Raw genomic sequence first — 13,883 nt, forward strand, 5'->3', positions numbered from 1 at the left:
TTCCTACGGACGCGGCCACTCAGCCCGCCTCGGGCGATGGCCAAACGGAGCATCGCGCTTGAACGAGAACATCCTGTGGTTGCACGAACTGCGTCTGGCCGATCTGGCCCGCGTAGGCGGCAAGAATTCGTCCCTGGGCGAGATGATCGGCAACCTGGCCGGTCTGGGCGTTTCGGTGCCGGGCGGTTATGCCACCACCGCTGAAGCCTTCAAGGACTTCATCGCGCACAACGATCTGTCCAAGCGCATCTTCGACAAGCTGGCCACGCTGGACGTCGAGGACGTCAACGCGCTGACCGCCGCCGGCAAGGAAATCCGCAGCTGGGTGATCGATGCCCCGCTGCAGCCGCAGCTGGACCAGGACATCCGCACCGCCTACGCCAAGCTCAGCGCCGACAACGGCGGCGGCGACGTGGCTGTGGCCGTGCGTTCCTCGGCCACCGCCGAGGATCTGCCGGATGCCTCCTTCGCCGGCCAGCAGGAAACCTTCCTCAACGTCACCGGTGCCGACGACGTCGTGCACAAGGTCAAGGAAGTGTTCGCCTCGTTGTACAACGACCGTGCCATCGCCTACCGCGTGCACCACGGCTTCAAGCACGAGGACGTGTTCCTGTCCGCCGGCGTGCAGCTGATGGTGCGTTCGGGCGTCGGTTCCTCCGGCGTGCTGTTCACCCTGGACACCGAGTCCGGCTTCCGCGACGTGGTGTTCGTCACCTCCTCGTTCGGCCTGGGCGAAATGGTCGTGCAGGGTGCGGTGAACCCGGACGAGTACTACGTCTACAAGCCCACCCTGCAGGCCGGCAAGCCGGCGATCCTGCGCCGCTCGCTCGGCAGCAAGGCGATCCGCATGGTGTATTCGGATGTCCCCGGTGAGCGCGTGAAGATCGAGGACACCCCGGTCGAACTGCGCAACACCTTCTCGATCAGCGACGAGGACGTGCAGGAACTGTCCAAGCAGGCGCTGGTCATCGAAAAGCACTACGGCCGCCCGATGGACATCGAGTGGGCCAAGGACGGTGTCAGCGGCAAGCTGTTCATCGTGCAGGCACGCCCGGAAACGGTGAAGTCGCGCAGCCACGCCACCCAGATCGAGCGCTTCGCGCTGACCGAAAAGGGCGGCAACGTGCTGGCCGAAGGTCGTGCCGTCGGCGCCAAGATCGGTTCGGGCGTGGCCCGCGTGGTCAAGACGCTGGACGACATGAACCGCGTGCAGCCGGGCGACGTGCTGATCGCCGACATGACCGACCCGGACTGGGAACCGGTGATGAAGCGCGCCTCGGCCATCGTCACCAATCGTGGTGGCCGCACCTGCCACGCCGCGATCATCGCGCGCGAGCTGGGCGTGCCCGCCGTGGTCGGTTCGGGCAATGCCACCAAGGTCATTGAAGATGGCCAGCTGGTCACCGTCAGCTGCGCTGAAGGCGATACCGGCTTCATCTACGAAGGCAAGCTCGGCGTCGAGCGCACCACCACCGATCTGGGCAACATGCCGCCGGCCCCGCTGAAGATCATGATGAACGTGGCCAACCCGGAACGTGCCTTCGACTTCGGCCAGCTGCCGAACGCCGGCATCGGCCTGGCCCGCCTGGAAATGATCATCGCCAGCCACATCGGCATCCACCCGAACGCACTGCTGGAATACGACCGCCAGGACGCGGCGACCAAGAAGAAGATCGATGAGAAGATCGCCGGCTACGGTGATCCGGTCAGCTTCTACGTCGACCGCCTGGCCGAAGGCATCGCCACCCTCACCGCCTCGGTTGCACCGAACCCGGTGATCGTGCGCCTGTCGGACTTCAAGTCCAACGAGTACGCCAACCTGATCGGCGGCAGCAACTACGAGCCGCACGAAGAGAACCCGATGATCGGCTTCCGCGGCGCCAGCCGTTACGTCGACCCGAGCTTCTCGGCCGCCTTCGCGCTGGAGTGCAAGGCCGTGCTGCGCGTGCGCAACGAAATGGGCCTGGACAACCTGTGGGTCATGATTCCGTTCGTGCGCACCCTGGAAGAAGGCCGCAAGGTCGTCGAGGTGCTGGAACAGAACGGCCTGAAGCAGGGCGAGAACGGCCTGAAGATCATCATGATGTGCGAAGTGCCGTCCAACGCACTGCTCGCCGATGAGTTCCTGGAGATCTTCGACGGCTTCTCGATCGGCTCCAACGACCTGACCCAGCTGAGCCTGGGCCTGGACCGCGACTCTTCGATCGTTGCGCACCTGTTCGACGAGCGGAACCCGGCAGTGAAGAAGCTGCTGTCGATGGCGATCAAGGCAGCGCGTGCCAAGGGCAAGTACGTCGGCATCTGCGGCCAGGGCCCGTCCGATCACCCGGATCTGGCCGAATGGCTGATGCAGGAAGGCATCGAGTCGGTGTCGCTGAACCCGGACACCGTGGTCGATACCTGGCTGCGCCTGGCCAAGCTGAAGGCCAACGGCTGATGCCGTGATGGCCACGGGCTGACGTCGTGTTCATCGGCGTCGGCCGATACTGCTGCTGCATGCAAGCCCCGCCTCTGCGGGGCTTCGTGTTTCTGGCGTGCACGCACGCCCTGCCCCACGCAGACACCGTTTCTCAGCAAAGGACTTCCGCATGATCGCCGCAGCAGCACCCGCCGCCCCCGCCGCAACGCCCTGGTTCCACTCGCTCGACTGGGAACGCCTGCTGGAAACCTACGGCGTGCCGTTGCTGGCCGCGATCGTGGTGCTGCTGGTGGGCCTGTGGGTGGCACGTCGCTTGTCCAATGCAATGCCGCGCGCCACTGCGCGCATGGGTGTGGACCCGATGCTGGGAAGCTTCCTGCGCAACGTGGTGTATGCCGCCTCACTGGTGATCGTGGTGGTGCTGGCCATCGGCACGCTGGGCGTGCAGATCACCCCGCTGCTGGCCGTGCTCGGCACCGCTGGCCTGGCGGTCGGTCTGGCATTGAAGGATTCGCTGTCCAACATCGCCTCGGGCGTGATGCTGGTGACGCTGCGTCCGTTCCGCGTGGGCGATGTGGTCACCGTGGCCGGCCAGACCGGCACGGTGCGCGAAGTGCGCATCTTCCAGACCGTGCTTACCGGCGCCGACAACCAGCACACCACCATTCCGAACACGCTGATCACCGCCGCGCCGATCATCAACCTCACCGCCGAGCCGACGCGCCGCGTCGAACTGGTGATCGGCATCGGCTACGAAGACAACATCCAGCTGGCACGCGACACCGCGCTGGCGCTGATGAAGGCCGATCCGCGTGTGCTGCAGACCCCCGCACCGGACGTGGTGGTCTACGAACTGGGCGCACACGCCATCAACCTCGGCATCCGCTGCTACGTGAAGTCGGCCGACTGGTTCGGCACCAAGGTCACGCTACTGGAGCAGCTGAAGCTGGGCTATGACAAGGCCGGCATCAACATTCCGTATCCGCAGCAGGACATGCACCTTTACCTGCATGGCAAGGATGGTGGCGTGGTTGAGGCCGACGCGCTGGTGCGCGACAAGCCGTGATCCGGCAGTGGAATGCCGGCCAGCGGCCGGCACTACCCCTCGCCGCCTGACTGAAATGCCGGCCAGCGGCCGGCACTACCCCCCTCGCCGCCTGACTGAAATGCCGGCCAGCGGCCGGCACTACCCCCCTCGCCGCCTGACTGAAATGCCGGCCAGCGGCCGGCACTACCCCTCGCCCACTGGTAGTGCCGGCCGCTGGCCGGCAGCCTCCAGAATCAGGCAGCGACGCTCTCTTCCAGCGCCGGGTAATCAGTGAAACCCTCCGCACCACCGCCAAAGAACGTGGCGCGATCCGGCGGATTCAGCGTCGCACCCGTACGCAGGCGCTCGGGCAGATCCGGGTTGGCGATGAACGGCCGGCCGAAGCCGATCAGGTCAGCCCAGCCTTCGGCCAGTGCCTGCTCGGCGCGCTCGGCGGTGTACTTGCCGGCGTAGATCAGCGTACCCGGGTAGACCATGCGCAGCGCCTGCTTGAACGCCACCGGCATCGGCGGTGCATCGTCCCAGTCGGCCTCGGCAATGTGCAGGTAGCCCACCCCCATCTCACCGAGCAGGTGTGCGGCAGCCAGATAGGTCGCCTGCGGCGTATCGTCCACCGCCCCCTGCAGCGTAGTCAGCGGCGCCAGGCGCACGCCCACACGCTCGCCACCGGCAACCTCGACCACCGCCTGCACCACCTCGCGCAGGAAACGCAGGCGATTCTGCAGTGAGCCGCCGTAGGCATCGGTGCGCTGGTTGGCCTGCGAATCGATGAACTGGTTGATCAGGTAGCCGTTGGCGCCGTGCAGTTCCACACCATCAAATCCCGCGGCCAGCGCATTGCGCGCAGCCTGCGCGTAATCGGCGACGATGCCCGGAATCTCGTCCTCGCGCAGCGCGCGCGGCATCGAGTGCTGGATCATCTCGCCCACACCGGCTTCGGGACCCGCCCCAGTCGGGTCGACGAACACTTTCACGCCTTCGGCGAGCAATGCCGAGGAAGACACCGGCGCCGCGCCATCGGGCTGCAGGGCCACATGCGAGACACGGCCGACGTGCCACAGCTGGGCGTAGATGCGGCCACCGGCGGCGTGCACCGCATCGGTCACCTGCCGCCAGCCCTGCACCTGCTCGGCACTGTGGATGCCCGGGGTCCAGGCATAGCCCTGGCCCTGCTGGCTGATCTGGGTACCTTCGCTGACGATCAGGCCGGCGCTGGCGCGTTGCGCATAGTAGGCGGCCATTTCCGCGGTGGCGACGTTGCCATCGGCGGCGCGCGAGCGGGTCATCGGCGGCATCACGATGCGGTTGGGCAGCGTCAACGCGCCCAGGCGGTGGGGGGTGAACATCATGGCGGCAATCTCTTGCGGGGGGAGTGCCGCAAAGGATGGGGATGCCGGCTGCCAGGCAACAGGCATGCACTGGCAAAACAATTGTTCCCTCGAGGCAAGGATCACCCGCCACGAGGGCTCATCCACGCATGGCGTGGCTCTACTCCAGCCTTGGCTCGATCCTTACCGCGCCATGCGCCACGCGGTCATAGCAGGCGCGCACCACATCTTCCCCGTACTTCAGCTCGAGCCGGCGCACGATGAAGTGGCCGCGCGCCATGTCCTGGTAGTAGTCGGTGAACATGGTATTCAGTGTTGCACCGGCGGCAGCACCGACGATCGGCACCGCCTGTGCGGCGAATTTCTCGGTAACCACCACGCCGAAGCGCGCCGCCACCTTCTCCACCATCTTCGCCAGCAGCTTTCCAGCTTCCTTCGGTGCCACGCCCAGGGTCAGGTCGCGGCCGGTCACCACACGCCCAGCCAGTTCGGCCGAAAGATGCCGCATCACGTCGGTGGTGAAGCCACGGGCCAGGTAGTAGCCGGTCTCGCTGGCGTCGTCGCGCGGCGAGTTGCCACCGAGCGCGAACACCTCCAGGCACGCCTGCCGGGTGCTGAACTCGGACAGGTCGAAGCCCTCGCTGCGGGCCACGTCGGCCACGGCGCGCATCATGATGGTGGTCGACACCGGCAGTTCGATGAACAAGGCCGCGAAACCAAAGGCACCGCCGACCGCGCCCGAAGTGGCTGCCGCCAGCTTGTGCCAACGGGTCGACGCTCCCTTGCCGGGGGTGTTGTCCATGCTCCACAGCGCCGCCTGTGCGGACTTGGACAGCGCCGCCTGCACCGCTCCGTGTATGCGACCGGAGACCGCCTTGGGCAGCGCCTTCACCGCGAACTCCAGCGGCGTGCCGACCAGGTTGGCCATGCGCGCGGTGAGGGTCGGCGCTTCCAGCAGGGCCACCGCCCGCTGCAGGTCGGACCAGTCGCGGGGGGCGTGGGCAATGTCGCGGGGAAGCAGGATGGGCTCGTTCATGGCGCCGATCTTAGCGCCGGGGAGTTGAACGGTTCGTCGCGAGGCACGACAGAGGGGTCGGAGCCCTTGCCGCGGGAAAGGGATCCGACCCCGACGCCTTGCCGGCCAGCGGCCGGCACTACCAGTTCGCGTGTCACCCGGTCGCGCCGGGCCATGCCCGGCGTTGTTGTTCAGGCCGTGGGCAAGCCCGACAGCGTGCCCATGAACTGGCGGTAATGGCGCAGCTCGGCGATCGAGTCGTGCACGTCGCTCAGTGCGGTGTGGTTGCTGTTCTTGCCGACGCCGGCGGCCACGCTCGGCGCCCAGCGCTTGGCCAGTTCCTTCACCGTGGATACGTCCAGGTTGCGGTAGTGGAAGTACTTCTCCAGGCGCGGCATCTGGCGGTGCAGGAAGCGGCGATCCTGGCAGATCGAGTTGCCGCACATCGGCGAAAGGCCGGCCGGTATCCACTGCGCCAGGAAGTTCACCGTCTGCGCCTCGGCCTGGCCGAGGGCGGTGGTGCTGTCCACCACGCGCTGCCACAGGCCCGAACGACGATGCTGGTTGCGGTTCCACTCGTCCATCGCCTCCAGCGTTTCCAGCGGATGATGGATGGCGAATTCCGGACCTTCGGCCAGTACGTTCAGCTGGGCGTCGGTGACCACGGTGGCGATCTCGATGATCGAATCGTTGTCGGTGTCCAACCCGGTCATTTCCAGGTCGATCCAGATCAGTCGTTCGTTGGCCGCGCCGGTGTCCGCCATTGTGTCGCCTCGTTGCTGGGCAGGCGCGCGGCCTACCGGTGAAGGAAAGAGGCGCCCATCATACCCGTTCGCCCCTCAGCCCTCGCCGACGTGGTCTTCCAGCAGCAGCGGCGGCTTGCCACGCTTGGCGCGGAAATAATTGGTCAGGCGCGTACTGGCTTCCTTGGCCAGCACCCCGCCGTGGATCTCGACCCGGTGGTTGTGGCGGGCATCGCCGAGCAGGTCGAACACGCTGCCGCACGCACCGGTCTTGGGGTCGCTGGCGCCGTAGACCAGGCGCGAAACGCGCGCATGCACGATCGCCATCGCGCACATCGCGCACGGCTCCAAGGTCACGTACAGCGTGCTGCCAAGCAGGCGATGGTTGGCCAGCAGCTTTCCACCGGCCCGCATGGCCACGATCTCGGCATGCGCACTGGGGTCATGCGAGGCAATGTTGAGGTTCCAGCCCTCGCCCAGCAGCTGGCCGTCGGCGCCCACCAGCACCGCCCCGACCGGAATCTCGTCGAACTCACGCTGCGCGCGCTCGGCCAGGGCTAGTGCATGGCGCATCCAGTGTTCATCGGCGTCGTGCACCGGTACACCCAGGACATCGGTCATGGCGGTTCTCGCTTTTCAACTGGGCCAGGATGGCCGCCGGGGGCGCATTGTACGCCCGGGACCGTGCAGGCGCCGCTAGCGCGCGTCGAAGCGCTCGCGGGCCGCATCGAGCGCCGGGAAGTTGTGCTCGGCCCAGCGATCCAGGGCGGACAGCGTCTCGACCAGGCCGCGCGCGACCTCGGTCAGGCGGTACTCCACATGCAGTGGTTTGCTGCCCCGGTCACACCGCTCGACCAGCCCATTGCGCTCCAGCTGGCGCAGGGTCTGGGTCAGCACCTTCTGCGAGATGCCTTCGATCTTCCGCAGCAACGCGCCGTTGCGAAGCGGGCCCTGCGCCAATGCCGGCAGCAGCAGCATCACCCACTTGCCTGAAATCAGCGCAAGCGCATCGCGTGCCGAACAGTCGGCGGCATAGACATCCCCGGGAAAGGCCATGCTTACCTCAAGGTGCGTAATTGCCGGCGCATGCCGGCACCGCGAGGATGGTCGCACACTCGTCGAACACCTCGCCCCATGCGCGCCCTGATCCTGCTTGCCCACCCCGAGCCCCGCTCCTTCAATGCACATCTGGCCGCTCAGGCCGCCGAGCAGCTGCGGCATGACGCGCTGCAGGTGGACGTGGTCGACCTGTATGCGGAGGGCTTCGATCCGCTGGAAGCGGCTGAACACCATCCGCATCGCCTGCATCCCGGCCACTTCGACGCCCAACGCGAACAGCGGCACAGCGCCGAGCAGGGCCAGCTGCCCGTCGATGTGCAACATCACCTGCAACTGCTGCGGGCCGCAGACCTGCTGATCCTGCAGTTCCCGCTGTGGTGGTTCGCGGCGCCGGCCATCCTGAAGGGCTGGCTGGACCGCGTACTGGTGTACGGGCCGATGTACAACAGCCGCCTGCGTCACGAGCACGGAGCGATGCGCGGCAAGCGTGCGTTGCTGAGCATCACCACCGGCTCATCGGCACGGGCCTGCGCAGTCGACGGCCGCGAGGGAGATACCCGGTTGCTGCTGTGGCCCTTGATGTACAGCCTGCGCTACGTCGGCTTCGACGTGATGGAACCGCACGTGGTGCACGGCGTGCGTTCCGGGCTGGCAGCGGAGCGCATGCAGGCACACGACGAGGCACTGGCTGCAGCAACCCACCACTACCGCGAACGCCTGGCGCAATGGCCGCAGTGGCCCACCGTGCCCTTCAACGACAGCAGCGATTTCGAGGACGGCGTTGTGCTGCGCGCAGAGGCCACTACCTACAGCCCCTTCGTCCGCCATCGCAACGCCGGATGAATCCACATCTGCGCGCTGGATCGGGACGCGCCATACTACGCATTCTTTGCAAGCACCTTGGCGAACCCATGACCACCCTCCGCCCCTCCCGCGCCGACGACGGCGCCGCTCTTGTCGACCTCTGGCGTCGCGCCGTCGACGCCACCCACGACTTCCTCAGTGCCGAAGACCGCATGGCCATCGATGCCGAAGTAGCCGGTTTCCTGCCGCAGGCGCCGATGACCGTTGCTGTCGACGCACAGGATCGCCCCCTCGGATTCATGCTGATCGACGGCACCCACATGGAAGCGCTGTTCATTGACCCGGACGTGCGTGGCACCGGGGTTGGTCGCCAACTGTTGCAGCACGCGTTGACCCTGTGCCCACAGCTGAGCACCGACGTCAACGCACAGAACGCGCAGGCCGTGGGCTTCTATCTGCGCATGGGCTTCGTCGAAACCGGACGTTCACCGCTGGATTCGCAAGGCCGTCCGTATCCGCTGATCCACCTTCGGCACAACGGCTGACATCCGTCGGCAGCAGCCACGTGCTAGCGTGGCTGCTTTCGACCAAGGAATGCCGCATGGATGGTGCAAAAGCCCTGTTGACCCTGTTTGCGCTGGGCATCAGCCTGGTCTGGATCCTGGTGCCGTTCGCCATCTTCGCCGTGCGCAACCTGCTGCGTGAAGTACTGGTCGAGCAGCGCCGTACCAATGAACTGCTTGAACACATCGGCGGTTACCGCATTCCGAAGCCGCAACCCGAACCGACCGTCTGGCGCGCGCCCTGAGCAGAAACGTGCCAGGCCCGGATCAGGCCGTCGCCTCGAAGGCCGGTGAGTACTGCACCTCGCCCTGTGCCAACGGAGGCTGCAGGCAAAGTGCCTGGAAGTACTCCGGCGGCACACCCGGCAGCACCAGGCCCGGCTCGGCACAGAAGCCGAAGCGACCGTAATAGGCCGGCTCGCCCAGCAATACACAGCCATGTGCGCCCTGCTGACGCAGTGCTTCAAGTGCGGCATGCATCAGGGCCGCACCGATGCCCTGCCCCTGCCAGGCAGGCAATACCGAAATCGGCCCCAGGCCAAACCAGCCCGTGCTGCCATCGCTGATCGTCACCGGCGACACCGCCACATGGCCGATCACCTTCCCGTCCATCTCGGCCACCAGCGAAACGCTCAGCTCCCCGCGCGCGCGCAGGGCGTCGACGATGAACTGCTCGGTATGGCTGCTGTGCGCAGCGTTCCGGAATGCGGCCTCGGTGAGCGCATGGAGGGTGGCGTGATCATCAATGGCTTCGGCACGGATGGTGTGGTTCATGGCGTAATGCTCGCTTGCGTGAGAGTCGCGTGAATTGGCGACCGTTGTCACAAATTGGCGGCGAAATGTCGAACGCGAAGCGCAATCGCCTGGCCGACCCCGAATCGCCTGTGCCGCAATCGATTCGGCGACGCTCCCGAACGCTGAATGCGTCAAAATTCCGTCGCGGACACCTTGCCGTAGCTGGCGCCAGGTTTCCAGAACACTCCATAATCGATAGACCTGTCACCAGGGAAGGATATATGGACACGGATGCACGATGCAGGATGCCGCCATGGATGTAGCCATGCCGACACGTGAGGGACGCCATCTGGTACCGATGGGCCTCTTGCTGGCGCTGACGGCCTGCTCGCCTTACGCGGACGCAGAGCGTGACGTCGCCGCAGGTGGACGCGGCCTGGCCAAGCTCAACCCGTCACCGCAGCAGGGCTACGAGCTGGTACTGACCCTGAAGGATGCCCCCGGTCCCTTCGCGGTGGTCGAGGGCGTTGCCCAGTACGACGTCAGCAACCACAGGGACTGCGGCCGGGTCCTGTGGGCGACCGGTACCGCCAGCCGTATCACCAGCCAGGAGTTGGTGGAACTACACAAGGTCGACGAGAACGAATACCGCGGTACGTTCTACCTCGACCGCATGCAGGACGAGGATTACTACGGGCGTGGCGTCTGCCATTGGACGTTGACGGGTGTCGGTGCGATGTTGCGCGCTACGACCGGCGAGGCGGATACGCGATTCCTTACGTTCGTCGACAAGGAGCGCATGGAGAGCGACTCACCTCTTACGCTTTATTACCCAAACCTTATCTATCCGCGCGCCGACACTGTCGCCAACTTTGGCGCCAGTGGCGAGGAAGATCCGTCGGGGTACAGCGAAGATCTGCGCGACGCGCTGTTCTCAACCACCACCACTGTGCAGAAGCTCGTGCCATGAGCTGCCAGTTCAACAACCCCTACCCCCAAGGAGGCCGACATTGCGCCACAAGATGATTCCGTGCCTTGCTCTGCTTCTATTGACCGCCTGCAACCCGGAGACCGCCATGAACCAGGAACGTGCCGCTGCTGAAGCCGATGTCGCCCAGGGCGGGCGCGGCCTCGCCAAGCTCAACCCCACCCCGCGCAAGGCCTATGAACTGGTATTGCGCCTGAAGGATGCACCCGGCGACTTCGCACTGGTCAAGGGCGTAGCGCAGTACGACGTCACCAACGAGGATCAGTGCGGCCACATCGAGCCGGCCACCGGCACAGCTGCACGTATCACCAGCCAGGAACCGGTGGAGCTGCGCAAGGTCGCTGAGGGCGAGTACCGCGGCACGCTATATGTGGACCGCATGCTGGATGAGGACTACTACGGTCGTGGCGTCTGCAAGTGGGAGTTCACCGGTGCCGGGGCAATGCTGAAGGCGACGGGTGCCGAAGAAGAGACCCGCTTCCTCACCTTCGTCGACGCCAAGCCGCTGACCGAAGGTGGCGCCCATACGCTCTACTATCCGGATCTGGTCTATCCGAAGGCAGATCGCGTTCCCAACTTCCCAGCCAGTGGCGAGCCCGATCGCAGCAACTACGCCGCTGATCTGCAGGACAAGCTGTTTACGATCACCCTCTCCGCAAGTGAGGTCGCGCCGTGACCATCACCTCTCAGGACTACGCCGCGTTATCCAATGACGCCTACAAGGATCGGGCCGTCGGCCGACGTGAACCCGGCCAAGAAGAAAAAGTCACGTTAAACGGCCATGAGTACAAGATACTTGAGCATGTCAACAATCGTCTTAACGGCTATCAGGGCACCGTCTATCAGCGCGTAGACACCAAAGAGATCGTCATTGCGCATCGTGGCACCGAGCAGATCGCTCGCGATGCGATTCTGACCGACGGCGGCATGGTGGTTGCGCGCACCAACGTGCAGGCGCCTGACGCGATTGCTTTGACACAGAGGACGCTCGAAGGCGCCGCGCTTCAATCCCGCTTGAACGGTGTGCCCGCGCCCCAGGTCACCGTCACCGGTCACTCCCTCGGCGGCGCTCTTGCCCAGATCACCTCGCACCACTTCAACGTCAAGGGCGAAACCTTCAATGCCTACGGCGCGGTCAGCCTAAGCTATCGCATTCCGGAAGGCGGCAACACCATGATCAACCACGTCATGGCCTCCGATCCGGTCAGCGCCGCGTCACCGCATTTCGGCCAGGTACGCATCTATGCCAAGCCCGACGAGATCAAGACGCTCGCGGCAAACGGCTTCAGCAATCACGCCCTGCGTGATCTGATTCCGGACCGCCCGATCATCGCGGCCACCAGCTCGTTCGGTGCGCACAAGCTGGGCAACTTCCTCAACGAAGGCTCGGTGCTGAAGCACCCGGAAACGCAGAAGCTGGCGAAAGACAACGCCAAGATGATCGAGGAGTATCGCGACGACGTCGAGTCACTGCGTCGCGGCGTCACCCGCGCTGCACGCGGCATCCCGGGCGGCGCCATCGATCTGTACGACCACATCCGCGGCCCGCTGCAGCCCGGTGAACCGGCACGCCGCGAAGCGGAGAAGAATGGCCATCACACCAGCATGCTGCGCATGGACGATGCCAACCACCTGGGTAACCCGCTGTTCAACGACGCGATCCGCGGCGTGCACGCACATGACGTGCGCGTTGGCCGCGTGCCGGACGTGATGAGTACGCAGCTGGCGGGCAGCCTGGCGGCGGAGATGCACGCTGCAGGCGGCAAGCGCATCGACGAAGTGGTGATGAACGCCGATGCCTCGCGCAGCTTCGCCGTGCAGGGCCAGGGCGGTGACCCCGCCCACCTTCGCGTGTCGGTGGATACGGCAGTGGCGATGAACACGCCGCTGGAACAGAGCAGCCAGCGCATCGACCAGCAGGCTGCAGGCCAGCGCCTTGCGCTGGAGCGCGACCAACAGCTGGAACAGCAGCAGCATCAGACCCGCAGCCTGCAGGCCTGATGGACAGCGCGGGAGCCGGTCATTCCGGCTCCCGCCTCAGCACCGTGACTCAGGGGCTGGTGGCCGCGACCGGTGCAGATGCACTGGCGGTCACGAACAGATCCGGCCCGGAATCCGGGAAGCCGCCGCAGGCGCGATCGCCCGGCGCGACCGGATCACACGGCCACTGGCTGCGCGGGACCTTGTCGCGCAACTCGAAGTGATCGCCGGTCCAGACCACGAAGGCAAGATGCTCGCGGTTCCAGTCACTGAACGCACGCGCCCCACCCTTCGGCACCGTCTCCGGATACTGCACGAACCAACGCATGGCCGGCCCGAACTGCAGCTTGCTGTGATCCAGCGTGATCCTGCCCCCACGCGCCAGCTGGCGTGCGCGATCCGCCTCGGTCACCTGTGGCATGGCCGGCATCGTTTCGGCGGTAACATCCCTCGGCGGCGCATCGCCACGCACCTGGTACACACGCTGGCCCACATAGGCCTCGCGGCAGCTACCCGCTGGCACACGTACCGGCTCCGCGCTGTAGTCATCGCGGTTGGCGACCTGGTCGCTGCAGGTGAACGGCGCGGACACCAGGTAGAACGTGCTGTCGGCGTCGCGCCCTTCCAGCGAGCGCACCCAGACGTCGCCCATCCGCACGATGAAGTCCGGGCGCTGGCCGTACCCAGGCACCGCCTTGAACCAGGCCTTCTGCTGTACCTCTCGCTCGCGCCAGTTGCGCGGCAGGTGGATGTCCTGCTCGGGCAGCGCAACCAGCAGAGCGGCCAGATGCGCCGGCATGGTGCCCTGGCAGGCGCCGGTCAGCAGGTCGCCCTGGGTCGCCAGTCGCCCGGCCAGATCCACCGGGCAGCGGGCACCGAGCGCCCGCTCGGTCGCCCGCTCGGGCGACAATGGCACGATGGCCAATGCGGGCGGTGCGGGTGATACCGCCGGAACGGTTGGCTCGGCGGTAGCAGGCGGTGCCGTTCCTGCGGGCGCATCAGCGATCGCCTGTGCCGTGGCGTGCGTTTCCGCGACGTGCGACGCTGCCTCCTGAGCCTGTGCCGAGGCTGCGGCAAGTCCAAGTGACAGCAGCCAGAGCAGCGGCAGGCGGCGCGCGGATGCATTGCAGCGGGCAGCGGCCTGCCGGGCATTCAAGGGAACGATTCGCATGTGGTGTCCTTACGAGTGGGTTTCCATGTC

At 65.9% G+C, this 13,883-nt stretch carries 15 protein-coding genes; 8 read left to right on the forward strand and 7 right to left on the reverse strand.

What is annotated here, in order from left to right; genetic code table 11:
* Nucleotides 1-58: 58 nt before the first annotated feature.
* Both ppsA and AC5P5X_RS04805 read left to right on the forward strand, forming a co-directional pair.
* Nucleotides 59-2,437 (forward strand): phosphoenolpyruvate synthase, encoded by a 2,379-nt coding sequence (gene ppsA / locus AC5P5X_RS04800; protein ID WP_099484042.1) that lies wholly within the window; start codon nt 59-61, stop codon nt 2,435-2,437.
* A 151-nt stretch (nt 2,438-2,588) separates the two neighbouring features.
* Entirely contained in the window at nt 2,589-3,485 is an 897-nt protein-coding gene (locus AC5P5X_RS04805; protein ID WP_005410099.1) for a mechanosensitive ion channel family protein, read from the forward strand.
* Nucleotides 3,486-3,700: 215 nt separating this feature from the next.
* On the opposite strand, the gene AC5P5X_RS04810 is transcribed toward AC5P5X_RS04805, so the two are convergent.
* From AC5P5X_RS04810 to AC5P5X_RS04830, 5 genes are all read right to left on the reverse strand, one after another.
* Nucleotides 3,701-4,816, reverse strand: a complete 1,116-nt coding sequence (locus tag AC5P5X_RS04810; RefSeq protein WP_012480623.1) for an alkene reductase — start codon at nt 4,814-4,816, stop codon at nt 3,701-3,703.
* 139 nt (nt 4,817-4,955) lie between these two features.
* Nucleotides 4,956-5,831, reverse strand: coding sequence for an EcsC family protein (locus AC5P5X_RS04815; protein ID WP_111189444.1), 876 nt, complete (start codon nt 5,829-5,831; stop codon nt 4,956-4,958).
* A gap of 170 nt (nt 5,832-6,001) precedes the next feature.
* Complete coding sequence (gene orn / locus AC5P5X_RS04820) at nt 6,002-6,574, reverse strand: oligoribonuclease (RefSeq protein WP_099490477.1); 573 nt, start codon at nt 6,572-6,574, stop codon at nt 6,002-6,004.
* A 75-nt stretch (nt 6,575-6,649) separates the two neighbouring features.
* Complete coding sequence (gene tadA / locus AC5P5X_RS04825) at nt 6,650-7,174, reverse strand: tRNA adenosine(34) deaminase TadA (RefSeq protein WP_005410103.1); 525 nt, start codon at nt 7,172-7,174, stop codon at nt 6,650-6,652.
* A gap of 75 nt (nt 7,175-7,249) precedes the next feature.
* Complete coding sequence (locus AC5P5X_RS04830; protein WP_005410104.1) at nt 7,250-7,609, reverse strand: winged helix-turn-helix transcriptional regulator; 360 nt, start codon at nt 7,607-7,609, stop codon at nt 7,250-7,252.
* 78 nt (nt 7,610-7,687) lie between these two features.
* Here AC5P5X_RS04830 and AC5P5X_RS04835 point away from each other — a divergent pair, with 78 nt between their 5' ends.
* The 3 genes from AC5P5X_RS04835 to AC5P5X_RS04845 all read left to right on the forward strand — a co-directional run bounded on the left by AC5P5X_RS04835 (nt 7,688) and on the right by AC5P5X_RS04845 (nt 9,224).
* Entirely contained in the window at nt 7,688-8,455 is a 768-nt protein-coding gene (locus AC5P5X_RS04835; RefSeq protein ID WP_111189445.1) for an NAD(P)H-dependent oxidoreductase, read from the forward strand.
* Nucleotides 8,456-8,523: 68 nt separating this feature from the next.
* On the forward strand, nt 8,524-8,961 hold the full coding sequence (locus tag AC5P5X_RS04840; protein WP_060380224.1) for an acetyltransferase: 438 nt from the start codon (nt 8,524-8,526) through the stop codon (nt 8,959-8,961).
* 56 nt (nt 8,962-9,017) lie between these two features.
* Nucleotides 9,018-9,224 (forward strand): hypothetical protein, encoded by a 207-nt coding sequence (locus AC5P5X_RS04845; RefSeq protein ID WP_005410107.1) that lies wholly within the window; start codon nt 9,018-9,020, stop codon nt 9,222-9,224.
* 22 nt (nt 9,225-9,246) lie between these two features.
* On the opposite strand, the gene AC5P5X_RS04850 is transcribed toward AC5P5X_RS04845, so the two are convergent.
* Nucleotides 9,247-9,753, reverse strand: a complete 507-nt coding sequence (locus AC5P5X_RS04850; RefSeq protein ID WP_060380226.1) for a GNAT family N-acetyltransferase — start codon at nt 9,751-9,753, stop codon at nt 9,247-9,249.
* A gap of 274 nt (nt 9,754-10,027) precedes the next feature.
* Between AC5P5X_RS04850 and AC5P5X_RS04855 the strand changes: the two genes are divergently transcribed.
* From AC5P5X_RS04855 to AC5P5X_RS04865, 3 genes are read left to right on the forward strand one after another with little or no spacing between them, the layout of a single operon-like run.
* On the forward strand, nt 10,028-10,684 hold the full coding sequence (locus tag AC5P5X_RS04855) for a hypothetical protein (protein WP_060381224.1): 657 nt from the start codon (nt 10,028-10,030) through the stop codon (nt 10,682-10,684).
* A 40-nt stretch (nt 10,685-10,724) separates the two neighbouring features.
* Nucleotides 10,725-11,378 (forward strand): hypothetical protein, encoded by a 654-nt coding sequence (locus AC5P5X_RS04860; RefSeq protein WP_012480629.1) that lies wholly within the window; start codon nt 10,725-10,727, stop codon nt 11,376-11,378.
* Nucleotides 11,375-12,703 (forward strand): XVIPCD domain-containing protein, encoded by a 1,329-nt coding sequence (locus AC5P5X_RS04865; protein WP_005410111.1) that lies wholly within the window; start codon nt 11,375-11,377, stop codon nt 12,701-12,703. The genes AC5P5X_RS04860 and AC5P5X_RS04865 overlap by 4 nt, the downstream gene beginning before the upstream one ends.
* Nucleotides 12,704-12,752: 49 nt before the next feature.
* On the opposite strand, the gene AC5P5X_RS04870 is transcribed toward AC5P5X_RS04865, so the two are convergent.
* Nucleotides 12,753-13,853 carry a hypothetical protein gene (locus tag AC5P5X_RS04870; protein WP_111189446.1) on the reverse strand — a complete coding sequence of 367 codons (1,101 nt, stop codon included), beginning with the start codon at nt 13,851-13,853 and terminating at the stop codon, nt 12,753-12,755.
* Between the last annotated feature and the right edge of the window lie 30 nt (nt 13,854-13,883).

The sequence above is a fragment of the Stenotrophomonas sp. YJH_SMC_91 genome (genome assembly GCF_059368495.1).